The 26966-nt window shown below is 72.8% G+C and carries 26 protein-coding genes, 2 tRNA genes, 1 other RNA gene and 1 pseudogene; 12 read left to right on the top strand and 18 right to left on the bottom strand.

The features are described from left to right. Positions 1-138: 138 nt before the first annotated feature. The 5 genes from BLASA_RS02210 to BLASA_RS25740 all read left to right on the top strand — a co-directional run bounded on the left by BLASA_RS02210 (position 139) and on the right by BLASA_RS25740 (position 4428). The gene (locus BLASA_RS02210; protein WP_014374369.1) at positions 139-1164 is read left to right on the top strand and encodes a pirin family protein; all 1026 of its coding nucleotides are present in this window, start codon (positions 139-141) and stop codon (positions 1162-1164) included. Then, a complete protein-coding gene (locus tag BLASA_RS02205) occupies positions 1161-2129 on the top strand; it encodes a pirin family protein (RefSeq protein WP_014374368.1) in 969 nt (322 codons plus the stop codon). The genes BLASA_RS02210 and BLASA_RS02205 overlap by 4 nt, the downstream gene beginning before the upstream one ends. Positions 2130-2209: 80 nt before the next feature. After that, on the top strand, positions 2210-3952 hold the full coding sequence (locus tag BLASA_RS02200; protein ID WP_014374367.1) for an RNA-binding domain-containing protein: 1743 nt from the start codon (positions 2210-2212) through the stop codon (positions 3950-3952). 42 nt (positions 3953-3994) lie between these two features. Beyond that, complete coding sequence (locus BLASA_RS25745) at positions 3995-4255, top strand: pyridoxamine 5'-phosphate oxidase family protein (RefSeq protein WP_014374366.1); 261 nt, start codon at positions 3995-3997, stop codon at positions 4253-4255. Further along, positions 4171-4428 carry a hypothetical protein gene (locus BLASA_RS25740; protein WP_331371087.1) on the top strand — a complete coding sequence of 86 codons (258 nt, stop codon included), beginning with the start codon at positions 4171-4173 and terminating at the stop codon, positions 4426-4428. The genes BLASA_RS25745 and BLASA_RS25740 overlap by 85 nt, the downstream gene beginning before the upstream one ends. 147 nt (positions 4429-4575) lie before the next feature. Here BLASA_RS25740 and BLASA_RS02190 read toward each other — a convergent pair whose 3' ends face one another. The 11 genes from BLASA_RS02190 to ffs all read right to left on the bottom strand — a co-directional run bounded on the left by BLASA_RS02190 (position 4576) and on the right by ffs (position 17754). Next, positions 4576-5337 carry a VOC family protein gene (locus BLASA_RS02190; protein WP_014374364.1) on the bottom strand — a complete coding sequence of 254 codons (762 nt, stop codon included), beginning with the start codon at positions 5335-5337 and terminating at the stop codon, positions 4576-4578. A 27-nt stretch (positions 5338-5364) separates the two neighbouring features. Further along, positions 5365-7455 carry a TPM domain-containing protein gene (locus BLASA_RS02185; protein WP_014374363.1) on the bottom strand — a complete coding sequence of 697 codons (2091 nt, stop codon included), beginning with the start codon at positions 7453-7455 and terminating at the stop codon, positions 5365-5367. Positions 7456-7690: 235 nt separating this feature from the next. Beyond that, positions 7691-8851, bottom strand: coding sequence for an ABC transporter ATP-binding protein (locus tag BLASA_RS02180; RefSeq protein WP_014374362.1), 1161 nt, complete (start codon positions 8849-8851; stop codon positions 7691-7693). Further along, complete coding sequence (locus tag BLASA_RS02175) at positions 8848-9936, bottom strand: ABC transporter ATP-binding protein (RefSeq protein WP_014374361.1); 1089 nt, start codon at positions 9934-9936, stop codon at positions 8848-8850. The genes BLASA_RS02180 and BLASA_RS02175 overlap by 4 nt, the downstream gene beginning before the upstream one ends. Further along, a complete protein-coding gene (locus BLASA_RS02170) occupies positions 9933-10874 on the bottom strand; it encodes an ABC transporter permease (protein ID WP_014374360.1) in 942 nt (313 codons plus the stop codon). The genes BLASA_RS02175 and BLASA_RS02170 overlap by 4 nt, the downstream gene beginning before the upstream one ends. Positions 10875-11010: 136 nt before the next feature. Then, positions 11011-12015, bottom strand: coding sequence for an ABC transporter permease (locus BLASA_RS02165; RefSeq protein ID WP_014374359.1), 1005 nt, complete (start codon positions 12013-12015; stop codon positions 11011-11013). A 104-nt stretch (positions 12016-12119) separates the two neighbouring features. Further along, complete coding sequence (locus tag BLASA_RS02160) at positions 12120-13823, bottom strand: ABC transporter substrate-binding protein (RefSeq protein WP_014374358.1); 1704 nt, start codon at positions 13821-13823, stop codon at positions 12120-12122. A 234-nt stretch (positions 13824-14057) separates the two neighbouring features. Then, positions 14058-14657, bottom strand: a complete 600-nt coding sequence (gene recR, locus BLASA_RS02155) for a recombination mediator RecR (RefSeq protein WP_014374357.1) — start codon at positions 14655-14657, stop codon at positions 14058-14060. A gap of 43 nt (positions 14658-14700) precedes the next feature. Continuing rightward, positions 14701-15042 (bottom strand): YbaB/EbfC family nucleoid-associated protein, encoded by a 342-nt coding sequence (locus tag BLASA_RS02150; RefSeq protein ID WP_014374356.1) that lies wholly within the window; start codon positions 15040-15042, stop codon positions 14701-14703. A gap of 54 nt (positions 15043-15096) precedes the next feature. Beyond that, positions 15097-17466, bottom strand: a complete 2370-nt coding sequence (locus tag BLASA_RS02145) for a DNA polymerase III subunit gamma and tau (RefSeq protein WP_014374355.1) — start codon at positions 17464-17466, stop codon at positions 15097-15099. Between the two features lie 192 nt (positions 17467-17658). Continuing rightward, positions 17659-17754: signal recognition particle sRNA small type (gene ffs / locus BLASA_RS23810), an RNA gene on the bottom strand. A gap of 176 nt (positions 17755-17930) precedes the next feature. On the opposite strand from ffs, the gene BLASA_RS02140 reads away from it, so the two are divergent. Further along, entirely contained in the window at positions 17931-18896 is a 966-nt protein-coding gene (locus BLASA_RS02140) for a DMT family transporter (RefSeq protein WP_014374354.1), read from the top strand. A 70-nt stretch (positions 18897-18966) separates the two neighbouring features. Here the strand turns inward: BLASA_RS02140 and BLASA_RS02135 are convergent. Further along, positions 18967-19051: transfer RNA gene (locus BLASA_RS02135), tRNA-Ser, on the bottom strand. 164 nt (positions 19052-19215) lie between these two features. On the opposite strand from BLASA_RS02135, the gene BLASA_RS02130 reads away from it, so the two are divergent. The 3 genes and pseudogenes from BLASA_RS02130 to BLASA_RS23225 all read left to right on the top strand — a co-directional run bounded on the left by BLASA_RS02130 (position 19216) and on the right by BLASA_RS23225 (position 21186). Then, on the top strand, positions 19216-19563 hold the full coding sequence (locus tag BLASA_RS02130) for a hypothetical protein (protein WP_041776016.1): 348 nt from the start codon (positions 19216-19218) through the stop codon (positions 19561-19563). An 11-nt stretch (positions 19564-19574) separates the two neighbouring features. Continuing rightward, positions 19575-19856 (top strand): annotated as a pseudogene (locus tag BLASA_RS26475) (protein kinase domain-containing protein); the annotation flags it as partial. Then, positions 19753-21186, top strand: a complete 1434-nt coding sequence (locus BLASA_RS23225) for a protein kinase domain-containing protein (protein WP_269446699.1) — start codon at positions 19753-19755, stop codon at positions 21184-21186. The pseudogene BLASA_RS26475 and the gene BLASA_RS23225, both read left to right, overlap by 104 nt. Positions 21187-21416: 230 nt before the next feature. Here BLASA_RS23225 and BLASA_RS23930 read toward each other — a convergent pair whose 3' ends face one another. Beyond that, positions 21417-21605: an Ada metal-binding domain-containing protein gene (locus BLASA_RS23930; protein WP_051005118.1), complete on the bottom strand. Its 189-nt coding sequence runs from the start codon at positions 21603-21605 to the stop codon at positions 21417-21419. A 378-nt stretch (positions 21606-21983) separates the two neighbouring features. On the opposite strand from BLASA_RS23930, the gene BLASA_RS02115 reads away from it, so the two are divergent. From BLASA_RS02115 to BLASA_RS02105, 3 genes are all read left to right on the top strand, one after another. Next, positions 21984-23147, top strand: coding sequence for a hypothetical protein (locus BLASA_RS02115; protein ID WP_014374349.1), 1164 nt, complete (start codon positions 21984-21986; stop codon positions 23145-23147). Positions 23148-23518: 371 nt separating this feature from the next. Next, positions 23519-23710, top strand: coding sequence for a hypothetical protein (locus BLASA_RS02110; protein WP_166486454.1), 192 nt, complete (start codon positions 23519-23521; stop codon positions 23708-23710). Positions 23711-23922: 212 nt separating this feature from the next. After that, positions 23923-24246, top strand: coding sequence for a hypothetical protein (locus tag BLASA_RS02105; protein ID WP_014374346.1), 324 nt, complete (start codon positions 23923-23925; stop codon positions 24244-24246). Between the two features lie 262 nt (positions 24247-24508). On the opposite strand, the gene BLASA_RS02100 is transcribed toward BLASA_RS02105, so the two are convergent. The 5 genes from BLASA_RS02100 to BLASA_RS02080 all read right to left on the bottom strand — a co-directional run bounded on the left by BLASA_RS02100 (position 24509) and on the right by BLASA_RS02080 (position 26954). Next, positions 24509-24596 (bottom strand) — tRNA-Ser (locus BLASA_RS02100). A 10-nt stretch (positions 24597-24606) separates the two neighbouring features. Further along, positions 24607-25071: a nucleoside deaminase gene (locus BLASA_RS02095; RefSeq protein WP_014374345.1), complete on the bottom strand. Its 465-nt coding sequence runs from the start codon at positions 25069-25071 to the stop codon at positions 24607-24609. 76 nt (positions 25072-25147) lie between these two features. Next, complete coding sequence (locus BLASA_RS02090) at positions 25148-25795, bottom strand: HAD-IA family hydrolase (RefSeq protein ID WP_014374344.1); 648 nt, start codon at positions 25793-25795, stop codon at positions 25148-25150. Further along, a complete protein-coding gene (locus tag BLASA_RS02085) occupies positions 25792-26295 on the bottom strand; it encodes a tRNA adenosine deaminase-associated protein (protein ID WP_014374343.1) in 504 nt (167 codons plus the stop codon). The genes BLASA_RS02090 and BLASA_RS02085 overlap by 4 nt, the downstream gene beginning before the upstream one ends. Next, on the bottom strand, positions 26292-26954 hold the full coding sequence (locus BLASA_RS02080) for an O-methyltransferase (protein ID WP_014374342.1): 663 nt from the start codon (positions 26952-26954) through the stop codon (positions 26292-26294). The genes BLASA_RS02085 and BLASA_RS02080 overlap by 4 nt, the downstream gene beginning before the upstream one ends. Positions 26955-26966 lie beyond the last annotated feature (12 nt).

Genomic DNA, 26966 nt, shown 5'->3' with positions numbered 1-26966 from the left:
CGCGGCTTCCAGGACCACCTTGGCGCAGTCGTCGGGACCGGGCAACGTCTGCACGCGAAGGGGAATTGCCCGGGAAGACATCGTGGTCCCGCGACGCTGCAGTCGGTGACGGTTGTTACTTGGACCGAGGAGGCCGGCATGCCTGCCGTGACCGTCGAGGACGCCACCACCCTGCCGCGGGTCCCGCTGCCCGCGCCCCGCACGGTGCGCCGCCGCACCCGCTCGGTGACCACGGCGCCGTCGGGCTTCGAGGGCGAGGGCTTCCCGGTCCGCCGGGCTTTCGCCGGCATCGACCTGCGCGCGCTGGACCCCTTCCTCCACCTGGACCAGATGGGCGAGGTCGAGTACGCACCCGGCGAGCCCAAGGGCACCAGCTGGCACCCGCACCGCGGGTTCGAGACCGTCACCCACCTCCTGGACGGCACGTTGGAGCACGCCGACTCGCACGGCGGCGGCGGCACGATCAGCGACGGCGACACCCAGTGGATGACCGCCGGCGGTGGCGTCCTGCACATCGAGCGGCCGCCGGAGCAGCTGGTCGTGAGCGGCGGGCTGTTCCACGGGCTGCAGCTGTGGGTCAACCTCCCGCGGGCGCAGAAGTGGGTGGAGCCGCGCTACCAGGACCTGCGGGCCGACTCCTCGGTGCTGCTGGCCAGCCCCGACGCCGGCGCCGTCCTGCGGGTCATCGCCGGGGACGTCGCCGGCCAGCGCGGGCCGGGGTCGACCTGCACGCCGATGGCGATGGTGCACGCAACCGTCTCCCCCGGCGCGACGCTGGACCTGCCGTGGCGGCCGGACTTCAACGCCCTCGTGTACGTGCTCTCGGGTGCGGGGTCGGTCGGCATCGACGGTGCGCCGGTGCGCACGGGGCAACTGGCGGTGCTCGGCCCCGGCGACACGATCACCGTCCGCGGGGCGGTGCACCAGGAGTCGCGCACGCCGGCGCTGGACGTCGTCATCCTGGGCGGGCGGCCGATCAATGAGCCGATCGCCATGTACGGGCCGTCCGTCATGAACACCCGGCAGGAGGTCGCCGACGCCTTCACCGACTTCTCCGCCGGCCGGCTCGGTGCCATCCCGGTCCAGCGCGTCGAGGGACCGGTTCCGCACGGCGACGTCCGGGGCGAGACTGCTCCTCTCGACCCCCGGCAGGAGCTGTCATGAGCAATCTCGACCGGCGTCCGCCCGCCCGCGACCTCGGCGGGCTGGCCGGCACTCCCGCCCGCCCGGTCCTGGACCTGCTGCCGGGCAAGGAGGTGCTCCTCGGGGAGAGCACGCACGTCCGCCGGCTGCTGCCCACCCTCGGCCGGCGGATGGTGGGCGCGTGGGTGTTCGTCGACCACTACGGCCCCGACAACATCGCCACCGCTCCGGGGATGCAGGTGCCGCCGCACCCGCACACCGGGCTGCAGACGGTGTCCTGGCTGCTCGAGGGCGAGGTGCACCACCTCGACTCGCTCGGCAGCGACGTCCGCATCCGGCCCGGCGAGCTGGCGCTGATGACCGCCGGGCACGGCATCGCCCACGCCGAGCAGTCGCCGGCGACCCATCCCCGGTTCCTGCACGGCGCCCAGCTGTGGGTGGCGCTGCCCGACACCGATCGGGAGGTGGCCCCGCACTTCGAGCACCAGCGGACGCTGCCCGGCTTCGGGTCCGACGGGCTCACCGCCACCGTGCTGATGGGCTCCTTCGGTGACGTCACCTCGCCGGGACGGGCGTACACGCCGCTGGTCGGGGTCGACCTGGACCTGGCCGCCGGCGCGGACGTCGAGATCCCGCTGGAGCCGGACTTCGAGTACGCGCTGCTGACCTCGGCGGGCGCGGCGCGCGTGGACGACGTCGTCCTGGCGCCGGGGGCGATGCTCTACCTGGGCACCGGCCGGCGCGTGCTGCGGCTGCGGGCGACCGAGGCGTCGCGGCTGCTGCTCCTCGGCGGCGAGCCGTTCGAGGAGCGGCTGGTCATGTGGTGGAACTTCGTGGGCCGCGCGGGTGAGGAGATCGCCGCCTACGCCGAGCAGTGGAACCGCGAGTCCGACCGGTTCGGCGCCGTGGTGGGCTACGACGGCGACCGGCTCGCCGCACCGCCGCTTCCGCCGGTACCGCTCATGGCCCGCGGGCGGGTGCGGTGACACTACGGTGGCAGGAGTCCCGACTTTGACGGGACTTTGGGGAGAGTGACAAACTGTCAGCTCCCCCAAAGGAGCACCAAATGACGGCGACGACCGACCTACCCAGGCTGCTGCAGCTCATCTGGAAAGGCACGCGGTCCGCTTCCAGCCTCGAGGGGCAGATGCTCGACTTCAAGACCGAGAAGGGCAGCACCAAGGAGACGGCGCAGGACCTAGCCGAGGCTGCGGTGTGTTTCGCTAACGCGAACGGCGGACTGCTTGTAGTTGGAGTCACGGACAATGGCACCGGGCCAGGGTCCTTCGTCGGCACCACGAGCAACGCCGACGACATTCGCACTCGCATACACGCACTCACCGAGCCTCCACTGGTCACAGACGTAGCGGAACACCGCCACGAAGGACAGAGGCTGCTCACCATCCGCGTCCCCCAGGGGCTCGACGTCTATGCCACGAAAAAGGGGCTCGTAACGAGGCGGTGGAACGATCAGTGCCTCCCCATGCGCCCCGCAGACGTGAGCCGCCTGGATGACGAACGTCGCGGCAACGACTGGACGGCCCAGCCCACCGATCGAACGCCGAGCGACGTGGACTCCGACGCAATGTTGCGGGTCCGAAACCTCCTCAGAGGCACTCCCGATGCAACCCGACGACGTCTCGCCGAAGCTACTGACGTCGACATCCTGCACGCACTTCGGGTGGTAACAGAGACCGGCCACCTAACGCGCGCTGGCGAGACTCTCTTATGTCAGAACGCCAAGTCAGCAAACGACGAGATCCTTGTGTACCAGTACCGTCCCACGCCTGGCGGCGAGGCAACCGCGGTACGCCGATGGGGGACACCACTCGTCCTAGCATTCGCGGAGGCCATAGAGACCATCTCGGCCAGGAATGGCATCACCCCGGTGAATACAGCCGGGGGGCAGCAGCTGCAAGTGGAGGATTACCCGAGTGTCGCAGTACGCGAAGCTCTTGCAAACGCACTTATACACGGCGACTATCGGGAAAAGCGCCCAGTCCAAGTCGAGCACTCCCCCGAGGTGCTTACTGTCGCATCCCCAGGGCCTCTCGTCTCAGGAATCACTCCGCGGAATATTTTGACCAGCGGTTCTCGCGCCCGATTCCCGTCCCTCGCTACAGCCCTCAGGACTCTCGGACTCGCAGAGGGGCTTGGCCAGGGCGTCGACCGAATGTTCCGGGAAATGGTGCGGAGTGGGCGATCAGTACCGGAAGTGAAGGAAGAGGAAACGCAGGGCCTAGGGACCAGGGTCACCTTCCGCGGCGGGCCCCCGAACGCCCGCATTACACGATTCATCGCTGATCTGCCAGATACTGAAAGGGACGACACGGACACGTTACTCATCGTCCGCATGCTTTGCGAACAACGAACGGTCACCGCAAGCCAGGCGGCCGATGTGATTCAACGCGACATAGAGGCTACCGAAGCCGTGCTGCGCAGACTCAGCTCGGGCGAGGCTGAACTCCTCGAACCTACGGCGGGAACCGCGCTCAGAAAGAAGCCAACATACCGACTGCGCGGCGGAGCGCTTGCGTCCCTTGGACCCGCCGTGAAGTATCACCGCCGAGCAACGACTGACGTCAACAAGAAGGTGGTCGACCACGTCCGCGAGTACGGCACAATCAATAACGCAACCGTGCAGCGCGTGTTCGACGTAGACGTCTACCAGGCGCGAGATATTCTCCGGGACTTCGTTGGCCGGGAAATCCTCGTCCGAGTGTCGGAGCAGCAGCGGGGTGTGGCAGTCAAGTACGGGCCTGGGCCTAGCTTTCCCGAGAAGCGGACACGTAGGAGGGTGCGAGACTAGACAGCGGCCAGCAGAACATCGACCTTAGGGGTGTCCCGCCACATGACTTCTTCGAAGTCAGCCGACCCGCGGCTGCTCGAGTTCGTCGCCACCCAGCGCTGGGGCGTGCTCGCCACCGTCAAGCGCGACGGCCGCCCGCAGCTGTCCAACGTCGGCTACGCCTGGGACGACGGCCTGGTCCGCGTCTCCGTCACCGCCGACCCGCCAAGACGCGCAACCTGGAGCGCGACCCTCGGGTCACCCTGCACGTCGCGTCCCCGGACTTCTGGACGTGGGTGGCGGTGGAAGGAACGGCCGAGCTGACCCCGGTGGCCGCCGATCCGCAGGACGCCACGGTGGAGGAGCTGATCACCTACTACCGCGGCGTCTCCGGCGAGCACGAGAACTGGGACGACTACCGCGCGGCGATGGTGGCCGAGGGCCGGCTCGTGATCCGCTTCCGCCCCGGGCACGCCTACGGCCAGCTGCCCGGTTGACGGACCCCTGCCCCCACCGCTCGCGGGTTCGCGGCGGGGCCCTGCAGCGGGCCAGACCGGCGCGCCCCGTTCGCGCCGGCCGACTGCTGGACGCCCCTCGCGCCGCGCCGCCCGGGAACGCGCGGCGGGACCCTGCAGGGCCGGACCTCACTCCTCCGCCGGGACCTCCATGACCGAGAACGGCGCGCCCCACGGGTCCTTTACCACGGCGAACCGCCCGAACTCGCTGTCCTCGGCCGGGTGCAGGACCTTGCCGCCCCGGGACTCGACGGTGGCGACCGCGCCGTCGGTGGAGCTCACCGCGAAGCAGGTCGCCCAGCCCGTCGGCAGGCCGGGCTGGATCCCACCCATGCCGCCGAGCGGGCGGTCACCGATGCGGAACGTGGCGTACGGCTCCATGCCCGGCATCGCGTCCCACTCGAAACCGAAGACCGCGCTGTAGAACGCACGGGCCGCTTCCGGATCGCCGACGGCCGCCTCGTTCCAGACCAGTGAGCCCGGCTCGCCGAACCGCTGGACACCGGTGTGCTCGCCGGCCTGCCAGAGCCCGAACGCGTTGCCCTGCGGGTCGAGCGCGACGACCATCCGTCCCATGGGACCGATCTGCATGGGCTCGACCACGACCGTGCCGCCGGCCTCCCGGATGCGGGCGACGGTCGCGTCGGCGTCGTCGGTGGCGAAGTAGGTGGTCCAGCCGGGCTGACCGGCCTCGTCCATCTGCGGGCCCAGGCCGGCGACCCGCCGCCCGTCCTTCTCCGCGTTCAGGTAGCCACCGAACTCGGGGTCGCCGCCGGTGTACTCCCAGCCGAGCAGCTCGGCGTAGAAGGTCCTCGCCGCCGCCAGGTCAGCTACTCCGTAGTCGACCCAGCACGGCGTCCCGGCCGGCCAGGCGGTGTCTCGAGCGGGCATCGGTGCCTCCTCCTGTTGTGGGGGAGGTCACCGTCCCACCGGCCACCGACAGTTCCCAGGGCCCGCGGCGCGACCGCTCAGAACCGTCCGCCGCCCGCCCGGCCACCGAAGGAGCCGCCACCGGCGCGGCCACCGAAGGAACCCCCGCCGGACCGGCCCCCGAACCCGCCGCCGCCGAGACCGCCGCCCCCGAACCCGCCGCGGGACCGGCCGCCGCCGAGCAGGATGCCGCCGAGCACCAGGCTGCCCAGGTCCACCCCGCCGCGCCGGTACCCGCCGCCGAAGCCGCCGGGACTCCCCGGCCCGTAGCCGCCGTAGCCGGAGTTCCACCGGCCGACGTCGTCCTGCGCCAGGTTCAGCGCGTGCTGGCCCAGCAGCCCGGCCTGCTGCCGGGTCGGCGGCACCGAGGTCCACGGCGGCGGCCAGGTGCCGCTGGGCCTCGGCCAGCCGCGTTCGGGCGTCCGGGCCCACCGCTCCCCGCCGGGTGTCGACGAAGTCCGTGGCGGCAGCGACGGTCGACCGCGCGGTCAGCAGTGCCTGGTCCAGTGCGGCGGCCGCCCGGCGGGTCCGGGTTTCCGCGTCGCGGGCCGCCGCCAGCGTCTGCTCGAGCGCAGCCTCGGCGTCCTCCAGCTGGCGGAGCGCCGCCAGCGGGTCACCCGGCGTGCCGTCGGCCGGCCGCAGCGCCTCGTCGGCCGCGGCCAGGGCCGCCTCCGCGCGGGCGATCTGCGGCTCCAGCCCGCTGCGGTCGCCCCCGGCCACCCGCGCCCGGGCCTCGGCCAGGTCCTGCTCGGTCTCCGCGCGGGCCGCGGCCACCCGTCCGGCCGCCGCATCCAGGTCGGATGCCAGCCGGCCCACCGCGTCGAGCAGCGTCCCGGTCTGCGCCACCGCGTCCTCCGCGGCGCGGATGTCACCGACGGCGTCCCCCGACCGGCCGGCCGCGAGCGCCTCCCGGACCTCCCGCACCTCCTGCTCGGCGGCGTCGAGCCGGGCCGCCGCCTCGGTCCCGTTGTCGGCGACCGCGGCCACCGCCTGCCCCGAGAACCGCGAGCGCAGCCCGGCCAGCCGCTGCTCCTCCTGCGGCAGCCGCCCGCGCAGTGCGGCGATCCGCGGCTCCAGCGCCGCCAGCACCTCGGGAGCGGTCCGCTCCAGGTCGCGCAGCTGCTGGAAGGCGGCGCTCTGCTCGTCCAGCCGGGCGTCGGCGGCGTCGGTGAGCGCGAGGATCTCGGCCAGCATCCGCCGCGTCGCCGGCTCGTCCGGTCCGGTCCCCCGCCCTCCCGTGTCGTCGTCCAGCTGCTGGCGCACGGCGAAGGCGCGCCCCAGGTCGGCCCTGGCCTGCGCGAGCGCGGTGCCGAATCCGGCCACGGCGTCCTCGCCGTACTGCGACCGGGCGAAGTCGAGGTCGAGCTGCGAGGTCTTCACCGCCTCGTCCAGCTCCAGCAGCGCCTCGCCGGCGCGGCCCCGCAGCTCGTCGGTCGGCGTGCCCTCGTAGGGGTCGCGCTCGGGCTGCCGGCCCGGCGCCGACACCGCGTCGCCGCGGTTCCGGCGCGACCGGCTGACCAGGTACGCGCCACCGCCGACCACGGCGATCGCGCCGAGGACCAGCAGCGGGCCGACGCCACCGGAGCCGCCGTCCGACGCGACCTCGCCGGCGTCCGCGGCGGCCGTCTCGCCCTGCCGCAGCAGACCGGCGAAGGCCACCACGCCCGCGGCCCACTCCTCCTCGGCGAACTGCGGCTCGACCTCCGCGGCCGCCAGGTCTCCCAGCTGCTCCCGGGAGAGCGACGAGGTCCCCGGGCGGAGGAAGCCGTACGCCCGGTCCTCCACGGCTACCGCCAGCAGGGCGTCGTTGCGGCCGAGCTGGCTCAGCTCCGCGGTGGCGGCGGCCCACTCGTCGCCCTCGGCCCCGTCGAAGCTGGGGACGAACACCACGAACAGCTGCGTGCCGGTGTCCGCGCGCAGCCGCTCGAGTGCCGCCTCGACCTCCGCGGTCCGGCCGTCGAGCGCGCCGACCTCGTCGACGACCTGCGCGCTCAGCCGGAACGGCGGCACCGCGTACGCCGGCCCACCCGCGAGCAGGAGCACGCCGAGCGCTCCCATGACGACGCACAGCCGGCGCACGGGCACCTCCAGGACGGGCGACGTCGAACCCGGCCGACCCTACCGACGCCGGACGGGTCCGGCCCGGCCGCGCTGGGTAGGGCGGTCCCGCCACCACCTGCGCCGGAGCAGCCTCCGCGCTCGACCCCGGCCTACCACGCGCTGGTCCGGGTGCTCGGACAGCTGGTCGCACTGCGGGTGCGCCGGGCGGTCCGCCGGGGCGACGACGTCGTCGTCGCGGGCCGAGCCGCTCCGCTCACCCCTGGGTGTTGCGCGGCAGCGGCCGGTCCCGGCCGAGGAACGGGGTCGGGTCGTCGTCCGCCGGCCGCACCTCCCGTCCCTGCCGGGCGGCGACACCGGCGTGCAGCGCCTCCTCCGGCGAGCGCGGCCGCAGGACGCCGTCGCGGATCTCCTCGGCCCAGTGGCAGCTGACCAGCCGGCCCGGACCGAGCTCGCGCAGCACCGGCACCTCGTCGTCGCACCGGGTCTCCTGCCGCCAGGGGCAGCGGGTGTGGAAGCGGCAGCCGCTGGGCGGGTTCGCCGGCGACGGCAGGTCACCGGCCAGCAGGATCCGCTCCCGCGTCTCCTCCACCACCGGGTCGGGCACGGGCACGGCACTCATCAGCGACCGCGTGTACGGGTGCAGCGGCTGCTCGTAGAGGTCGTCGGCCGGGGCCTGCTCCACCAGCGAGCCCAGGTACATGACGCCGACGACGTCGCTGATGTGCCGCACCACCGCGAGATCGTGGGCGATGACCAGGTAGGTGAGGCCCAGCCGCTCCTGCAGCTCCTCGAGCAGGTTGAGCACCTGGGCCTGCACCGACACGTCGAGCGCGGACACCGGCTCGTCGGCGATCAGCAGGTCCGGCTCGAGCGCCACGGCGCGCGCGATGCCGATGCGCTGCCGCTGGCCGCCGGAGAACTCGTGCGGATAGCGGCGCAGCGCCGCCGACGGCAGCCCCACGGCGTCGAGCAGGGTCCGGATCTTCTCGGCGATGCCCGCCTTGCCGCCACCGAGGCCGTGCGCGTGCAGCGGCTCGGACAGCAGCGACTCGACGTTCTGCCGCGGGTCGAGGCTGCCCAGCGGGTCCTGAAACACCATCTGCATGCGCTGGCGCATGTGCCGCAGCGGCTCACCCTTGAGCGCGGCGACGTCGGTGCCGTCGAACAGCACCCGTCCGGCGGTGGGCTCGACCAGCCGCAGGATGGCCCGGCCCAGCGTGGACTTGCCGCAGCCGGACTCACCCACCAGCCCGTAGGTCGCTCCGCGGGGGACGACGAGATCGACGCCGTCGACCGCCTGGACGTGCCCGACGGTGCGGTCGAAGAAGATCCCGGCCTTGATCGGGAAGTGGACCTTGAGGCCCTCCACCCGCAGCAGCTCGTCCTGGCCGGGAGACGTCGGGACGGCGGTCATCGGGCGGCTCCCGGGGCGTCGGTGCCGGCCGCAGCGGCGCCCGCCGGCGTCGGCGGGTACTCCAGCGGGTGCCGGCAGCGCAGCTCCCGGCCGGGACCGTCGGGCTCCAGCGGCACGGTGCTGCCGGACACCTCGGTCAGGCAGTCGTCCTGGGCGTTGTCGCAGCGCGGCGCGAAGGCGCAGCCCTCCGCCCACGGGATGGCGTCGCGGGCCGAGCCCCGGATCGGCGTGAGCGGGGTGCCGCGGCCGGCATCGAGCCGGGGCACCGACGCCAGCAGCCCCCCGGTGTAGGGCTGGCGGGGCCGGGCGAACAGCTCGTGCCGGTCGGCGGTCTCGATGACCTTGCCCGCGTACATGACGTGCACCCGGTCGCAGAGCCCGGCGACCACGCCCAGGTCGTGGGTGATCATGACCAGCGCCGTGCCGGAGTCGACGACGAGCTCCCGGAGCAGCTCCAGGATCTGCGCCTGGATGGTCACGTCCAGCGCCGTGGTCGGCTCGTCCGCGATCAACAACCGGGGCGAGCAGGCCAGCGACATGGCGATCAGCGCCCGCTGGCGCATGCCGCCGGACAGCTGGTGGGGGTACTCCTTCAACCGGCGGGCGGGATCGGGGATCCCCACCCGGTCCAGCAGCCGGGTGGCCTCGTCGCGCGCCTCCGCCTTGGTCATCTCCCGGTGCTCCAGCAGCACCTCGGTCACCTGGGTGCCGATCGGGACGGTCGGGTTCAGCGAGGACAGCGGGTCCTGGAACACCATCCCCATGTCCGCGCCGCGCAAGCTCCGCAGCACCCGGTCGGGTGCGCCGACCAGCTCCTGCCCGTCCAGGCGTACCGACCCGGTCACCTGGACACCGCGCCGCGGCAGCAGCCCCATGACGGCCAGCGAGGTGACCGACTTGCCGCAGCCGGACTCCCCCACCAGGCCGATGGTCTCGCCGGGGGCCACCGAGAAGCTGACCCCGTCCACGGCACGGGTGGCCTGCTCGCCACGGCGGGCGAAGGTGACGGCGAGGTTTTCCACCTCGAGGACCGGGGTCGCCAGGCCGCCCGCCGCCGCACGGCTGCTCTGCACCACCCGGCTCACCGCCGGAACTTCGGGTCGAGGGCCTCGCGCAGGCGCTCACCGAGGAGTGTGAAGCCGAGCGCGACGACGATGATGCACATCGCCGGCCACACGGCCAGGGCCGGGCGGATGGACAGGAAGTCCTGGGCGTTGGCCAGCATCGCCCCCCACTCGGGACGGGCGATGTCGGGGTCGCCCAGGCCCAGGTAGGACAGCGCGGCGGCCTCGATGATCGCGGTCGCCAGCGACAGCGTCGCCTGCACGATGACCGGCGACAGCGAGTTGGGCAGCACGTGGCCGAAGACGATCCGCGCCTTCTTCACCCCGAGCGCCTGGGCTGCGACGGCGTAGTCGCTGCCCCGCTGGGCCAGCATCGACCCGCGCAGCAGCCGGGCGAACACCGGCACCTGGACGACGGCGATGGCGATCATCAGCGCGTACTGGTTCTGCCCCAGCAGCACCGAGATGGTGATCGCCATCAGCAGGCCGGGGATGGACAGGATGATGTCGACGAACCGCATCACCACGGTGTCGATCCAGCCGCCGAAGGCGCCGGCCAGCACGCCCAGGGACATGCCGACGATCAACCCCAGCACGGTGGAGACCACGCCGATGAGCAGCGACTGCCGCGAGCCGTAGATCAGCCGGGAGAGCAGGTCCCGCCCGAGGTTGTCGACACCGAGGGGAAAGCCCTCCTGAGAGCCGGGGATCAGGCCGGGCCGGATGTCCGACAGCAGGTACTGGGTGACCGGGTCCTTGGGGGCGAGCCACGGCGCGAACGCCGCCACGAAGAGGAACACCAGCACGATGACGGCCCCGGTGATCGCCACGGGGTCGCGGCGCAGCCGGCGGAAGGCGCTGCGGGTGAGCGACAGCCCGCCCTCCCCCGCGGGGAGCTGGCCGGCGCGGGCCGCGAGCTCGTCGATCCGCTCGCGCTTGTACTCGCCGAGCGCCGTCACCGCTCCGCCCTCCGGTTCGATTCCGCAAGCTTCATCGCTCCGCTCTCCGGTTCGATTCCGCAAGCTTCATCGCTCCGCTCTCCGGTTCGATTCCGCAAGCTTCATCGCTCCGCTCTCCGGTTCGATTCCGCAAGCTTCATCGAACTCTCACCCTCGGGTCGAGCAGGCCGTAGGAGATGTCGACCAGCAGGTTCACCAGCACGTAGACCACCGCGAGCATGAGGATGAAGCCCTGGAGGACGGCGAAGTCCCGGTAGGTGATGGCATCCCGCAAGGTCAACCCCACCCCGCCGAAGGCGAAGACGGTCTCGGTGAGCACCGCGCCGGACAGCAGGAGGCCGGTCTGCAGCCCGATCGTCGTCGAGACCGGCAGGAGTGCGTTGCGGACGACGTGCCGGCGGCGCACCGTCGCCGTCGCCAGGCCCTTCGCGTTCGCCGTCCGCACGTAGTCCTCGTTGACGACGTCGAGGACCGACGCCCGGGTGATCCGCACGATGATGGCCAGCGGGATGGTGCCCAGCGCGATGGCCGGCAGGATCAGGTGCAGGAACGCGTCCCAGGCGGCGTCCCACTCCCGGGTCAGCAGCCCGTCCAGGACGTAGAAGTTGGTGATGCGGGTGGCGTCGATCCGCACGTCCTGCCGGCCCGAACCGGGCAGCCAGCCGAGCTCGACGGCGAACAGCAGCCGGAGCAGGTAGGCGAGGAAGAAGACCGGGATCGCCACGCCGAGCAGCGACCCGACGACCGAGGCGGAGTCCAGGAAGCTGCCGTGCCGCCGGGCGGCCAGGTAGCCCAGCGGGATGCCGACGCCGATCGCGAAGATCATCGCGAGGACGGTCAGCTCGATGGTGCCGGGGAACCGCTCGAGGAAGACCTCGGTGACCGGCCGCCCGTACTGGGTGGAGTTGCCGAAGTCGAGCGTGACCGCACGGCCCAGGAAGCGGAAGTACTGCACGTAGAGCGGCTCGTCGAGGCCGAACAGCTCGTTGTACTGCGCGATCGCCTCGGGCGTGGCCCGCTCACCCAGGGCCGCCTGCGCGGGGCCGCCGGGCAGCGCGCGCAACCAGGCGAAGAGGAGGACGGAGAGCCCCAGCAGGATCGGGATCAGCTGGAACAGCCGCCGGACGATGAAGCGGAGCACCTGCTCGGTCCAGCCTTTCCGGACACCACTGTCCTACCGCGTACCGGCGACCGCGCCGGCGGTGGCGATCGTGCCACCGCCGGCGCGGTCGATACGGAACGGACTCAGTCCGCCAGGGTGACCGTCGAGAAGTCCTCCGCCGTCAGCGGGCTGGGCTCCAGGCCCTGGACGTTCTCGGCCACGACCAGCGCCGGGGGCGAGTGCGAGATCGGCACCGCCGGCAGGAACTCCTTGATCAGCCGGTTCGCCTCCTGGTAGAGCTCGGTCCGGTTGGCCGGGTCCGGCTCGGCGTCGGCCTCGGCCAGCGCGGCGAAGATCTCCGGGGCGCTGAACGCGCCGAACTCCGCGGACGCCATGTTGTTCTGGTCCTCGGCGAAGAACGTGCCGATGAAGTTGTAGGCGTCGTTGTAGTCCCCGGTCCAGCCGAGCAGGTGGATGTCCGCCTGGCCCGACTGCACCGCCTGCAGGTAGTCGGGGTTCCACTGCAGCGCGACCGGCTCGATGGTCAGGCCGACCTCGCGCAGGTCCTCCGCGATGACCTGGAACATCGCGGCCGGGTCCGGCAGGTACGGCCGGCTGACGTCGGTCGGGTAGTAGAAGCGCAGCGTGGTGCCGGTCGCGCCGGCCTCCTCGAGCAGCTGCCGGGCCCGCTCCGGGTCGTACTCATAGGTCCGCACGTCCTCGGCCCAGCCGTCGACGGTCGGCGGCATGAAGTTCGTCGCCACCTCGGCACCCTCGGGGAGCAGCGAGGTCACGATCTCCTCGCGGTTGATCGCGTGCGCGATGGCCTGGCGGACCCGGATGTCCTGCAGCGCCGGGTTGGCGCTGGTGCCCTCCACGTTCCCGTGGTTGAGGCCCAGGTACAGGATGTTGAACGGGTCGCGCACCAGGACCTGGAAGCCGTCGTCCTCGAGGGTCTGGTAGTCGGCCGGCGAGACGAAGTCGTAGCCGTCGATCGTGCCAGCCTGGAGCTCCTGCCGGCGGGTGTTCCCCTCGGGGATGGTGCGGAAGATGATCTCGTCGAGCAACGCCTGCTCGCCCCAGTAGTCCTCGTTGCGGACGATGGTGACCTCACCGTTGCCGCGGTCCCAGTTCTCGAACTTGAACGGGCCGGTGCCGGTGGGGTGCTCGAGGGCGTACTCGGTGTAGGTGATCGCGTCCTCGCTGCCGCCCAGGTTGTCGGCGTCGTACTCCTGCAGCGCCGTCGGGCTCTGGATGGAGAAGGCCGGCAGGGAGAGGGCCGCGGGGATCTTGCTGGTCACCTGGTTGAGCGTGATGACGGCGGTGTTCTCGTCGACCGCCTCGCAGCCCTCGTAGATGCCGGGGTCCTCGCTGTCGGCGAAGCCGCCGAAGACCGCCTGGTAGTAGTACGTGGCGCTGGGACTCTGGGCGAGGCCGTCGAAGTTGTGCCAGCGGTCGAAGTTGAAGCACACCGCCTCGGCGTTGAACTCGGTCCCGTCGTGGAACGTCACGCCCTCACGCAGGTTGAAGGTGTACTCGAGGCCGTCCTCGCTCACCTCCCAGTCCTCGGCCAGTGACGGCTCGAGTTCGGTGCCGCCCGCGGACGTGGTCAGCAGGCCCTCGTGGATCTGGCGGGCGATCCGGAACGTCTCGCCGTCGCTGGCGAACGCCGGGTCGAACATCGCCGGGTCACCGGCGGCGCCGAACACCAGCGTGCCGCCGGACTCCTCGGCGGCGGGGTCGCCACCGCCCTCGGAGTCCCGGTCACTGGAGGCACAGGCCGACAGGGTGACTGCTGTGAGTGCGGCCGCGCTGGCGGCGAGCGCACGAGTGGCACGACGTGACATCGCGGAAGACCTGCCTTCTCGACCCTCGAGGGCCGGACGAGCTCCGGGCGGGACGGCCGGCGACGAACGAACGTCCACCGGTGCGTTCCGCGACCCTAGGACTCCCGCGGTGCTGCTGGTGACGGCGACGTGATGATCGACATCATCTCGTGACCTTTCGCCACCCTCCGTGCCGGAGAGGTGCACCAGGGGACTCGACCGGCCCCCCTCCGGGGGAGGCAGCGGAGCCCGCCGTCAGGCCTCGATCCGCCGGCGGCCCTCGAACGCCCGGCCCAGGGTCACCTCGTCGGCGTACTCGAGGTCGCCGCCCACGGGCAGCCCGCTGGCCAGCCGGGAGACGGTGAGCCCCATCGGGCCGACCAGTCGCGCCAGGTAGGCCGCCGTCGCCTCGCCCTCGAGGTTCGGGTCGGTCGCGATGATCAGCTCGGTGACCGCGCCGTTCATCAGCCGGGTCATCAGCTCCTTGACCCGCAGGTCGTCCGGGCCGACGCCGTCGATGGGGCTGATCGCACCACCCAGCACGTGGTAGCGGCCGCGGAACTCGCGGGTGCGCTCGATGGCCACGACGTCCTTGGGCTCCTCGACGACGCAGAGCACGTCCTCGACGCGGCGCGGGTCGCGGCAGATGCGGCACTGCTCGGCCTCGGCGACGTTGTAGCAGGTCACGCAGAAGCGGACCGACTCCTGCACCCGGGTGAGGGCAGCGACCAGCCGGGTGACGTCGGCGGACTCGGCCGACAACAGGTGGAAGGCGATGCGCTGGGCGCTCTTCGGCCCGACGCCGGGCAGGCGACCGAGCTCGTCGATCAGGTCCTGGACGGCACCCTCGTACACGGTGCTCCTCGGGTTGCGGTGTGGATCGGGCGGGCGCGCCCGATCAGAGGCCGGGCAGCCCCAGGCCGCCGCCGCCCAGGCCGCCGGCGAGCGGGCCCATCCGGCTGGCGGTCAGCTCGTCCGCGGCGCGCTTGGCGTCCCGGACCGCGGCGACGACGAGGTCCTGCAGCGTCTCCAGGTCGTCGGGGTCGACCGCCGCCGGCGCGATGGTGAGCGCGGTGAGGTCACCGTCGCCGGTCATCGTGGCGGTGACCAGGTTGCCGCCGGCGCTGCCGGTGACCTCGGTGGCCGCCAGCTCCTGCTGGGCGGCGGCGAGCTGCTGCTGCATCTGCTGCGCCTGCTTCATGAGCTGCGACAGGTCGGGCTGCTGGCCTCCGGGGAACATGTCACGAGAGTAGGCCGCCGGTACGACGAGGCGACGGCGCGCCGCCCTGGCGTCTCAGCCGTCGACCGGCCGGGCGCCGAGCTGGGCCCGCAGCAGCTGCAGGGCCGCCTGCTCCTGGTCGACGGCGGGCTCCGGCTCGCGGTCGCCGCCCGAGGAGCTCTCCGCCGCGCGCTCGGCCATGAGCTCCCGCGCCTCGGCCGCCTCGGCCGCCTCGGCCGCCCGGGCCGCCTCGCGGACCGCCTCCGGGGCCGCCTTCGCCGAGCCGGCCGCGGCACCGGCCCCCTCCACCACGGCGTCCACCCGCCAGCGCACACCCAGCAGCTCGTTGAGCGCCGCGCGCAGCACGTCCTTGTTCAGGTCGTCGCCGAGCCGCCGGGCCAGCGCCGGCGAGGACGTCGAGAGGGTGAGGACACCGTTCGCCAGCTGGTGCACCTGGGCGTTCTTCAGCAGCGCCTCCGTGGTGCGCTTGTGCTTCTTCACCACAGCGAGCAGCTCCGGCCACACCCGCCGGACGTCGGTGGTGGTCAGCTCGCCGTCGGAGGCGGTCTCCGGTGGGTTCGCCGAGACCACGGGCGTGGGTTCGCCACCACGGGGGGCCGGCGCGGACTCCGCGGCCGCACGCGGCGGGGAGGCCGGCGGGCGTGGCTGCTCGAGCCGCGACTCGGCGGCGCGGACGGCGCCCGGCTGCGCGGCGTGCGGCCAGTCCTCGTCGTCGGTGGGCTCCGGCGGCAGCGGGATGTCTGGCTCGTCCACGACCTCCCGGGGATGCCGGCCGGGAGCGTCGGTGGCCGGTGCCGCGGCGGCTGCCGCCGGTGCGGACGGCTGGGGCGCCGCCGGGCGCGGGCGGCTGCCCGGCTGGGCCGTCTCCGGCCAGTCGTCGGTCGAGGCGGCCGACGGTGCGGCGGCGGGCGGCTTCGCACCGGGACGGGCGGTCTCCGGCCAGTCGCCTCCCGCAGCCGGAGCCGGTGCCGATGGCGCGGCGGCGGGGGGCGCCGCGGCCGCGGGACGTGCGGGGGCAGCCGGCTCCGGAGCCGGACTCGGCGCGACCGGTGGGGCCGGTGGGGCCGCCGGTGCGGCAGCCGGTCCCCCGGAGCCGGAGCGCTCGGTTCCCGTCTGCGACCGGCGGACGAACTCCCGGCGCGGGCCGGCCGGGTCGGGAGCGGGCGCGCTGTCCCGGGGCGCGGCCTCGCGCGCCGGAGCCTCCCGGACGGGGGCCGCTGCCGGCGCGACCTCGGCGCCGGGGCGGCCGGCGTGCTCGCCGGCGATCGACATGCGCCGCTCCAGGCGCTCCAGGCGTTGGAGGGTGGCGGCGGCGGAGCCGTCGGTGGCCGGCAGCAGCATGCGGGCGCAGACCAGCTCCAGGAGCAGCCGCGGCGCGGTGGTGCCGCGCATCTCGCCCAGGCCCTCGTGCACGGTGTCGGCCATCCGCGACAGCGTCGCCGAACCCAGCGCCTGGGCCTGGGAGCTCATCAGGTCCAGCCGGTCGGGCGGGCAGTCGAGCAGCCCGTTGCCGCCCGCGTCGGGAACGGCGTCGAGGACGATGAGGTCGCGCAGCCGGTCGAGCAGGTCGGTGGCGAAGCGCCGGGGGTCGTGGCCGGCCTCGACCACGCGGTCGACCGCACGGAAGACGCCGGGCGCGTCCTGGGCGGCCAGCGCGTCGATGGTCTCGTCGAGCAGCGCGTCGTCGGTGACGCCGAGCAGCCCGACCGCGGTCCGGTACGTGACGCCCTCGGGGCCGGCGCCGGCCAGCAGCTGGTCGAGGATGGACAGCGAGTCGCGCACCGAGCCGCCGCCGGCCCGGACGACCAGGGGGAACACGGTCGGCTCCACCTGCACACCCTCGGCCGCGCAGGTCTTCTCCAGCAGGGCGCGCAGCGTCGTCGGCGGCACCAGCCGGAACGGGTAGTGGTGGGTGCGCGAGCGGATGGTCGGGAGGACCTTCTCCGGCTCCGTCGTCGCGAAGACGAAGACGAGGAAGTCCGGCGGCTCCTCGACCACCTTCAGCAGGGCGTTGAAGCCCTGCGTGGTGACCATGTGCGCCTCGTCGACGATGTAGACCTTGTAGCGGCTGTTCACCGGCGCGAAGAACGCCCGCTCGCGGAGGTCCCGGGCATCGTCGACGCCACCGTGGCTGGCCGCGTCGATCTCCATGACGTCCAGCGAGCCCGGGCCGTCGGGGGCGAGTGCGATGCAGGACCCGCACACCCCGCACGGCGTGGACGTCGGCCCCTGCTCGCAGTTCAGCGAGCGCGCCAGGATCCGGGCCGACGACGTCTTGCCGCAGCCCCGCGGGCCGCTGAACAGGTACGCGTGATTGATCCGCCCGGCGTCGACCGCGTTCATCAGCGGGGTGGTGACGTGCTCCTGCCCGACCACCTCGGCGAAGGTCGCCGGGCGGTACTTGCGGTAGAGCGCCAGAGCCACGGCAGCAGGTTACGCGGGGCGTGAGACACCACAGCGGACGCGACCGCCGACAGTGTGGACCGATCGCGGAGCCCGGAGGGTTCCCGATCGGGACACGGGCAACGGCTCCGCACACCAGGGGGACGGCACCTGGCCGCGGTGCGGTCCGGAGGACCGCGATGTCATCGCGGTGTCGGCCGGAGGCCGGCAGAAGACAGGGACCCCCCGCGCACCCGCCAGAGCCCGCTTATCCTTGCTGCCTTCCGGCCCTGGGGAGGTTCACAGGGTGACGCCACACGAGGGGTCGCGCACCACTGTAGAGGAATCGGCCCGGCCGGTGCCGCACGCCCCGCTACGCTGCTTCCCGTGACGCCCCGCCTCCGCCTCGTGCTCCCGCCGCCCCGGTCCTGACCCGGAGCCATCCGCGCACCGGCGCGCCGCGCTCCGGAGACGAGTCCCCCACCGGAACCGGCACCTGGAGCGTCATGTCCACCCCCGACCTCACCGCGGACCGCGAGCGCCCGACCGCCGTCCCCGCCGCCGCCCGCCGCGGTTTCCCCCTCGTCGTGCTCGCCGCCCTCTGCTGGGGCACCTCCGGTCTCAGTGGCGCGGTGGTCGCCCGGCGCAGCGATCTGGGCCCGCTCGACATCGCCTGGCACCGGATGGCCATCGGCGCGGTGGTCCTCCTCGCTCTCTGGGCGGCCACCCGGCGCCGGTCCCGACCCGCACCCGCGGTGACCCGCGGCACCGTCGTCCGACTGCTCCTGGTGGGCGCCGGGCTGGCCGCGTACCAGCTGGCCTACTTCGCCGCGGTCGCCGCGAGCGGGGTCAGCATCGCCACCCTCGTGGCGCTGGGCCTGGCGCCGCTGCTGATCGCCGTCGGCGCCTCGCTGCTGGGTCACGGCCGCCCCGATCGGACCACCGCCGTCGCGCTGGTCGTGGCCCTCGTGGGGCTGGTGCTGCTCGTCGGGGTCTCGGCCGGTGCCGACACCGGGACGGCCGTGGTGCTCGGTGCTCTCCTGGCGGTCGGGTCGGCCCTCGGCTACACCGTCGTCACCCTGGCCGGCGCCGGCGTGCCCGCCGGGGTACCGGTGACCCTCGTGGGCTTCGCCCTCGGGGCGCTGCTGCTCACCCCCGTGGCACTGGCCGCCGGCCTCCGGTTCACCGCCGACCCGGCCGCCCTGGCCGTGCTGCTGTACCTGGGGACCGTCCCCAGCGCGGCCGCCTATGCGATGTTCTTCACCGGGCTGCGCACGGTGCCGGGCGCGGTGGCGTCCATCGTCACCCTGCTGGAACCGCTGACGGCGACCGCACTGGCCGCCCTCCTCCTCGGCGAGCGCCTGGCGCCGGCGGCACTGGCCGGCGGGCTGCTCGTCCTGGCCGCCGTCGCGGGGCTGTACCTGCGCCGCCTGCAGCGGCCGGCGCCGGTCCCGCCGGCTGCCGGCGCCTGACCCGGCGGGCCGACGACCCCGACGTGGAGACGACAGGCCCCGGTGCGCACACCGGGGCCTGTCCGTACTGCGGAGGATGGGAGATTCGAACTCCCGAGGGGTTGCCCCCAACCCGCTTTCCAAGCGAGCGCCATAGGCCACTAGGCGAATCCTCCAGGTACGGACCGAATGCTACCGGTTCCCTTTCCGGCGGTCGGCCGCGACACCGCGGACGGGCCGTCCGGGCAGGTGTGCGGCATCCTGCACGGCAGAGCGGTTGACCGTGCGGTCGGCGGGGAAGGGCCCCGAGTCGCGGGGCACGGACGAGGAGGCGCGGGACATGAGCCAGCACAGCGAAGTGCGGCCGGACGTCGTGGAGGCGATCGTCGGCGTGCTCAAGGGCGGCGACGCGGCGGGGCTGCCGGCCGGCGCGACGGCCGAGGAGAAGACCGCGGCGAAGGACCGCTATCTCTCGGAGTTCGTCGCCGAGCGCAGCAAGCGCGACCGCCAGGCGCAGGCGTGGGAGCTGCTGCTCACCCGCAGCTACGACGAGCCACCCACCTGGCAGCGGATCTTCGACGACCTCGATCCCGAGGTGCACACGGAGCTCGGCGAGCTCTACGACGCCCTGCCGGTGGGTGCGCAGGAGGAGTACGCACGCCGGTACGGCGTGCCCTCCACCGTCTGACCCGTCCCCGGTTGGAGTCGCAGATCGGCGGCGGCGGGATGGGGACCGTCTGGCTCGCCCGCGACGAGCGGCTCGGCCGGCAGGTCGCGGTGAAGCAGGTGCTCTTCCCGCTCGGGGCCGACGAGAAGCAGATCGACGAGCAGCGCCAGCGCGCCCTGCGCGAGGAGCGGATCGCGGCGCGGCTGAGCCATCCGCACGCGATCTCGGTCTACGACGTCGCCGTGGAGGGCGGGGCGCCCTGGCTGGTCATGGAGTACCTGCCCTCGCGCAGCCTCGCGGAGGTCCTCACCCAGGACGGCGTGCTGCGCGGGGGACCAGGTGGCGCAGATCGGTGCCCAGGTCGCCGACGCGCTGGCCGCCACGCACGCGGCAGGCATCGTGCACCGCGACGTGAAGCCGGCCAACATCCTGATCGGCCGCGGCGGCCGGGTCGCCGGGCTGGTGAAGATCACCGACTTCGGCATCTCGCACGCCCGCGGCGACGTCACTCTCACCCAGACCGGCCAGCTCACCGGCACCCCGGCGTTCCTCGCTCCCGAGGTGGCGCAGGGGTTCGAGATGACCGAGGCCAGCGACGTCTTCTCCCTCGGAGCCACGCTGTACACCTGCCTGGAAGGCATGCCGCCGTTCGGCATGGACGACAACGCCCTGGGGATGCTGCACCGGGTCGCCGGTGGGCAGGTCATGCCCCCTCGCCGCGCCGGCGAGCTCACCGGCCCGCTGCTGCGGATGCTGGCCGCGGGCCCCACCGCCCGGCCGGCGATGACGGAGGTGCGCGACGAACTGGCCCGGCTGGCGGCCGGTCGGGACGGGGACACGACGACAGTCCTGCTCGCCCGGACCGACCTGCGGCCGTCGTCGGGACCGGCCGGGACCGCGGTCCTCGCCTCCACCCCCGTATCGGGACCGGCGCCCCGGCCGACCCCCGCCGCGTTCACGCCGGTCCCCCGCACCCCGGTCCCGCAGCCGGCCCCCACTCCGGCGCCACCCGCGCCGGCCGCCCCCGGCCGGCGGCGCGGCGCCTGGGCGGCGGCCGCGATCGTCGCGGTGTTCCTGGCGGGCGCACTCGCGCTGCTGGTGAACACGCTCGGCGACGCGGATCCCGAGGAACCGGCCGCGGGCTCCACGACCTCGGCGCCGTCGGAGGCGCCGCCGACCAGCGAGCAGCCGGCTCCTCCCCCGGTCGAGCCCGAGCCGCCGGTCGAGCAGGAACAGCCGACCGCACCGGCCCCCGCGGAGGAGCCCGAGGACGACGACCGGGACGAACGCGAGGAGGACGGCGAAGGGGGCGGCGAGGGCAGCGACGTCGACCCGCTGAACGAAGCGAACATCCGCGCCTTTCTCCGGGACTACCACCGGCTCGTGCTCGACGACCCGGCCCGGGCCTGGGAGCTCACCGGCCCGACGCTGCGCGCCAACATCAGCCGGGAGAACTACATCCGCTACTGGGACCAGTTCTCCGACGTGCGCCTCAGCGACATCGCGGCCGAGGACGGGCGGAGCACGGCCACGGCCACCATGGAGCTGCGCTACCCCGACGGCCGCCGCGAGACCGGGCCGCACGTGTTCACGTTCCTGGACCGGGACGGTGTGCTGATCCTGGACAGCGACTTCCCCGCCTGAACCGCCCCGCCGAACGACGACGGCGGCGCACGGCCGGGTCAGGACCCGGCCGGACGCCGCCGTCGGAACTGCTGGCGGGCTGACGACACAAGCCGCTGAACAGCCCGAAGATCATCCTGTGCGGGATCGTTCCCCGCCGCATCGGTGATCATTCCCCGCCAGGGACTTCACTCGGCCAGGGGCCGCAGGAGCGGTGGGGCTACAGCGGTTGCCGTCCGCTTCCACTCCCGCTACTTCTCCGGCAAGCACCTGGAGCACGGCTCGTAACCGGCGGCGATGGCCGTGGCCTCATCGGCGAAGAAGACCCGGTGCTTGACGTAGTGGCCCTTGGCGATCCACCTGAGAGCGGAGGGACAGTCGAGGCGTCCGTAGATCTTCCCGGGCCGATAGCCGCCCAGCGTTCCGGGGACCGGGCTCATGTACGGACGACGATCGGCACCCAGCAGTTTGTACACGTCGGCATCCTGCGGCCACGGTTGGCTGACCCTCGACAACCGGTCTCCATACGGTGTGTCAAAGGGGTATAAGCCCTCTCCCAGCAGAGGCTGCATGGTGTATTGATAACGGCCAGGCAAGTCTGCGTCGCGACGACGGCGCCGCCACGCAACGGCGCACTCTGGAGCACCGCGCGCATGTCACTCCAGCCCGGGCTCGGCCTTCGACATCCAGGAGGAGTGCGGGCGCAGGCTGTCGACGCCCATCACCGGTCGATGAGCGCTGGCACCACAGCGCGAGTCGCTCGGCCTGATCGTCACCGTCGGCCACTACGTTCACCACGCAACGGAAGGAGCGCGGCTGTGGAAGCGCCGTACACCAGCACCGGACCCGGCCAGGCCGTGCGCCTCGTCTACCAGGTCATGGGTTCCAACGGGCCGATCCCAAACCCGCAGAAGATCCGCTACATCCCGGTCGGATCCGCTGATGCGGCGGGCCTGGGGCTGCCCACACCGACGGGGCCCCTGCCGTCGGCACCGGACGCCTCCGCCGTGATGGGTGCGGTCCAACTCGCCAACCTCGGCGTCTCCGTCGTCAACCTCGCGATCTCCACGGCGATCCTGTTCGAGGTCAAGAAGCAGACGCGCATGCTGCGCGAGATGCAGGTTGGACTGCAGGAGGTCCGGGCGGGAATCAGTGATCTCCTGACGCGCACGGAACGCATCGACGTCAACGTCGCAGAACTCCACCTCCGCGACACCCTCAACCACGCGCTGAAGTCCGCGAGCAAAGGCGACGAGGTCGATCTGGTTCTGCTCGCGCAGTTGGTCGCCAAGGCTCTCGACCGGTTCTTCGCGTCGATGGACGGTCCCGTTCAGCCCGGCATGAATCGGAGTTTCACGCTCACCTCGGACGTGCGCGAGATGGCAGAGGCCGCCCTGCACCTTCTCTGGGGTGCCCGCCTGACCGCCGTCCAGGCGCACAACCTTGCTTGCTCGGGTGACCCACTCAAGGTGGTCGGCGATGACGGGCTCCGCCGCCACCTGGAACAAGCGGCGGACGCAACCACGCTCATGGCGGCCATGGGCACCATCATGGATGGCGCGAACGCCATGGCGGACAAGGTGGCCGACGGCCTTCGCGACACTCGGCTGTTCTGGGGTGACAGCGACATCAAGCGCAAGTTCATGCACCGTCAACTGGCGGGGCTTCAGAAGAAGAACCTCGACCGCCTGGCGCCAGTTGCGCCAGCCCGCCGCCTGCTGGCCGAACTGCAGGACCAAGAACCGTGGAAGGCCGCCTGCGAAGAAGGCGACGAGTCAATCAACGCCTTTCTGCGGGACTATCTGCTGGCCTGGAGTGCCCACACAGACGCAGGTCTGCTGTGGAAGCTCCGGTACGAAACAGACCTGCAGGCCGACGCGACCTACTGGCAGACCCTCGACGGCTGGATGCAGCCGATGGTGACCGACGCGACCGAACCGGTTTTGGGCGTCACTCGGCCGCACGAAGCAACCGTCGCCTGACGCGGGCGGCGTTGCACGGACACTGGCCGGGGCGAGACATAGCCCTGTGGGCGATCCGGAGCCGTATCCGGCGCTGCAGGCTCTGCCGCCGTCGACCGGCACGTTCTCCCAGCGGGTCGGCGACCTGCCCACCGAGGCGCAGATCCTCGCGCACGGCTTCGACTTCCACCCCGACTGGTGGGAGACCCGGATCGGCAATCCGGCGTGGACCACGTTCTTCCATGACCTACCGCCCGCAACGCGCGGGGGGGACACCGGCGGATCACCCGCCGGGATCTGCTCACCGGGCTCGGCCCGTCCAGCGGCCGGGATGGTTGGGGGCGCTGCTGGCCGGGTGCTACGCGTGGGGTACCGGCGATCAGCCTTGGCTGGTGCCGCGCCGGGCGCTGGTCTACACCCGTCCCGATCGGCTGCCGTATCCGCTCACCGAGGCCCGGCTCGCCGCGGCCGTTGATGCCATGCATCGGGGAACGCCGGAGGACGGCTACCGACTGCTGCTGCGCACCTGCGACAACCTGGGCGAGGGCAGTGGGGCGGTCAAGTACCTGGGGCCGTCGTTCTAGACCAAGGTCCTGCACAACGCCGACGCCGACCAGTCCACCGGCCGCCCCGTGCGGGCGCTCATCCTCGACCGGTTCGTGGTCAACGGGCACGTCACCGACGCCCGGCTGCGGATCCTTCCGCCCGCCGACATCAGCGGGGAGAACAAGCCTCGCGTCTGCGGGCAGAGTCGATCGCGGTCAGCCCGCTCGACGGTGCCAAGGTCCGCCAGTCGTTGCCCTACGGCTCCGACCAGCACACGGACCTGTACAACACGCTGCGCCAGTCGCAGGAGGGCATGCACGGGTTCGCCAAGGACGAAGCGCACGAGGCCCTCGCTGCACCCGGCAGGCGCCGCGTCCGGGGCAAGGCCGCGCAGAGCGTCTTCGCCGCGTTCCTGCTCGCCGCTGCGAGCATCCGCAAGATCCGCACGTTCCTCGCCAACGCGATCGAAGACCCCAGCGGCGTCATCTACGTTCCTCGCAAGCAGCGCAAGGGCGAACACGCCCGCACCGGCCTACCACCCGGCGTCGGGCCACCCGAGACGGCCGCGGCCTAACCCGGCCAGATGAACAACCCCACAGCACTCGCCAGCCGGTCCCAACGGACCGGCCCTTCGGCATGCCCGCAAACTGTCCGGAACGGCAGATTCAGCCTCCGATGACCCTCGATGGCCGTCGATCCGCCCACAACAGCGGCTGATCCGGCCCCGAACAGCAGCGAAGCCGCCCCCAGAGTCCCCAACCTGCCGGTCAGATCCCCCAAAGACGGCTTCGCCGTCACTTTCGTCGCTACTTCCGGAATCTTCCGTCGGTAGCCCCTGGCGGTGGCGGTGGGATTTGAACCCACGGAGGCTTGCACCTCACACGCTTTCGAGGCGTGCTCCTTCGGCCGCTCGGACACGCCACCGCCGAAGAGACTACAGGCCCCGCTGCCGCCGGAAGAAAGCACGTAGCAGCGCGCCGCACTCCTCCGCGCGGACCCCGCCGGTCACCTGGGGGCGGTGGTTGAGCCGCCGGTCGCGGACCACGTCCCACAGCGATCCCGCCGCTCCTGCCTTCGGGTCCTCGGCGCCGAAGACGATGTGGTCGACCCGGGACAGGACACTGGCGCCCGCGCACATCGTGCAGGGCTCGAGCGTGACCACCAGGGTGCAGCCGGACAGCCGCCAGCCGTCCCCGTGCGCCTGCGCGGCGGCCCGCAGCGCGCGCACCTCCGCGTGCGCCGTCGGGTCGCTCCGCTTCTCCCGCTCGTTGGCCGCCTCGGCCAGCACCGTCCCGTCCGGTCCGAGGACGACGGCGCCGATCGGGGTGTCGCCCCAGCCCTCCGCGGCGGCCGCCAGCTCCAGCGCCCGGCCCATCGCCGCGTCGAGGTCGGGGCTCACGGGGCCCCCTGCCGCCAATCCGTCTCTGCCCAGCTCCGGTGGGCAGAGACGGACTGCCGGCGAACCAGGTATCGGCTCACGCGGCGCCGTCCAGCGGGAAGCCGACCAGCTCGGACAGCTCGGCGAGCGCGGCGGAGGGGTCCACCACCTTGATCGTGGAAAAGCCCAGCGCCCGGGCGGGCTTGAGGTTGATGCCGAGGTCGTCCAGGTAGGCGCAGTCGGCGGCCTCGATCCGCCGGCCGGCCGCGTCGGAGAGCCGCACCAGCGCCCGTCGGTAGATCTCGGGCTCGGGCTTGCGCACACCCTCGACCGATGACTCCACGATCGCGTCGAACAGGCCCAGCAGCTCCCCGAGCCGCCCGGTGCGCTCCATCGGCGCGACGTTGTTCGACAGGAGCGCCAGCGGCAGCCCCGCCTCCCGCAGCCGCCGCACGGCGGCCACCATGGCCGGCCGCACCTCGCCGTGCAGGGCCGCGAGGACGCGCGCCGCCTCGAGCCGGTGGCCCCGCGCGGCGGCCTCGGCCTCGAAAGCCGCGCAGAACCCGGCGACGTCGAGCTCGTTGCGCTCGAACCGGGCCCACGCGTTGGTGTCCGGATCGGTCGAGTTGAGCTGGCGGATCAGGCCCTCGGGCAGCCCGGCCTCGCGCTCGTACGCGGCGAAGGCGGTCATCGGGCTCTCGGTGATGACCCCGCCCAGGTCGAACACCACCGCGGTGACGGTCACGAGACCACCGCCGCGGCCAGCTCGTCGGCGAAGCCCAGCCGGGTGGCGATCCGGGCCACCATCTCGTCGGCCCACAGGTCGTCAGCGGTCACGATCGGTCGTAGCTCCTCAGCGGGCAGCCCGTCGTCGGCGAACAGGTCCAGGTCGCCGCCGGGCCAGCCGGTCTCGTCGTCGTCGAAGGCGCCGTCGGTGTCGACGCCGATCCCGTAGCGCTCCACCACCTCGGCGGCGAGCACCCACTCCAGCATCGTGGCGTCGGAGATCAGCGCGCGCACCATGCCGCCGGGGCCGTGCCGCAGCGCCACGAAGTACAGCCGGGAGTCCACGACGAGCACGACCGGCGGCGGCCAGTGACCGGCCGCCGGGTCGCCCAGCGCCCGCTCGAGCACCGGCAGCTCGTCGCCGGCGTCGTCGGCCAGCAGCTCCACCCGCCACCGCCCGTCGCTGCGGCTGACCCGCACCGCGTAGCTGGGCGGCCCCTCCGCCCCGGTGCCGGTCATCGCTTGCGCAGCAGGGTCAGGCCGTCGGCGAGGGGCAGCAGTGCCGTCTCCCACCGCGGGTCGCGGGCCAGCGCGGTGTTCAGCTCCGCCAGCGCCCGGTCGGACTCGTCGCGCGGCTCGAGGACCTGGCCGCCCCGGAGCGTGTTGTCCAGCAGCACCACACCGTTGCGGCTCATGCGCGGGTGCAGCTCCTCGACGTAGGCGGCGTAGCCGGTCTTGTCGGCGTCGACGAAGGCCAGGTCGAACGTCTCCGCACGAGGAAGCCCCCGGAGCGTGGTCAGCGCGTCGCCGATCCGCAGCTCGATCCGCCCGGCCACCCCCGCCCGCTCCCAGTACCGCCGGGCGACCGCCGTCCACTCCTCGCTGCGGTCCAGGCAGAGCAGCGAGCCGTCCTCGGGCAGCCCCCGGGCGATGCACAGCGCGGAGAAGCCGGTGAACGTGCCGATCTCGATCGCCCGCCGCGCGCCCAGCGCGGTGGTGAGCAGCCGCATCAGCACCCCCTGCTCGGGTGCGATCTGCATGGTCGCCGACGCCTCCCCGCGGGCGGCCATCTCGGCGGTCTCCCGGATCAGGTCGGCCATCACGTCGTCGACCGGGTCGGACGACGCGCGGACGTAGTCGGCGAGCTCCGGGCTGAGGAGGAACGACCGGGGCGTCATGGCGTGGCGGGG

Origin of the sequence: Blastococcus saxobsidens DD2 (genome assembly GCF_000284015.1) — a bacterium.
Lineage (GTDB): Bacteria > Actinomycetota > Actinomycetes > Mycobacteriales > Geodermatophilaceae > Blastococcus > Blastococcus saxobsidens_A.
Note: the sequence above shows the minus strand (reverse complement) of the source record. Positions and strands in the feature narration are given on the sequence as shown.

What these genes read in the sequence shown, in the direction of transcription:
- BLASA_RS02210 (WP_014374369.1), top strand. Translation starts at nt 139, where the DNA reads ATGCCTGCCGTGACCGTCGAGGACGCCACCACCCTGCCGCGGGTCCCG.
- BLASA_RS02205 (WP_014374368.1), top strand. Translation starts at nt 1,161, where the DNA reads ATGAGCAATCTCGACCGGCGTCCGCCCGCCCGCGACCTCGGCGGGCTG.
- BLASA_RS02200 (WP_014374367.1), top strand. Translation starts at nt 2,210, where the DNA reads ATGACGGCGACGACCGACCTACCCAGGCTGCTGCAGCTCATCTGGAAA.
- BLASA_RS25745 (WP_014374366.1), top strand. Translation starts at nt 3,995, where the DNA reads ATGACTTCTTCGAAGTCAGCCGACCCGCGGCTGCTCGAGTTCGTCGCC.
- BLASA_RS02190 (WP_014374364.1), bottom strand. Translation starts at nt 5,337, where the DNA reads ATGCCCGCTCGAGACACCGCCTGGCCGGCCGGGACGCCGTGCTGGGTC.
- BLASA_RS02180 (WP_014374362.1), bottom strand. Translation starts at nt 8,851, where the DNA reads ATGACCGCCGTCCCGACGTCTCCCGGCCAGGACGAGCTGCTGCGGGTG.
- BLASA_RS02160 (WP_014374358.1), bottom strand. Translation starts at nt 13,823, where the DNA reads ATGTCACGTCGTGCCACTCGTGCGCTCGCCGCCAGCGCGGCCGCACTC.
- BLASA_RS02150 (WP_014374356.1), bottom strand. Translation starts at nt 15,042, where the DNA reads ATGTTCCCCGGAGGCCAGCAGCCCGACCTGTCGCAGCTCATGAAGCAG.
- BLASA_RS02140 (WP_014374354.1), top strand. Translation starts at nt 17,931, where the DNA reads ATGTCCACCCCCGACCTCACCGCGGACCGCGAGCGCCCGACCGCCGTC.
- BLASA_RS02130 (WP_041776016.1), top strand. Translation starts at nt 19,216, where the DNA reads ATGAGCCAGCACAGCGAAGTGCGGCCGGACGTCGTGGAGGCGATCGTC.
- BLASA_RS23930 (WP_051005118.1), bottom strand. Translation starts at nt 21,605, where the DNA reads ATGAGCCCGGTCCCCGGAACGCTGGGCGGCTATCGGCCCGGGAAGATC.
- BLASA_RS02085 (WP_014374343.1), bottom strand. Translation starts at nt 26,295, where the DNA reads ATGACCGGCACCGGGGCGGAGGGGCCGCCCAGCTACGCGGTGCGGGTC.
- BLASA_RS02080 (WP_014374342.1), bottom strand. Translation starts at nt 26,954, where the DNA reads ATGACGCCCCGGTCGTTCCTCCTCAGCCCGGAGCTCGCCGACTACGTC.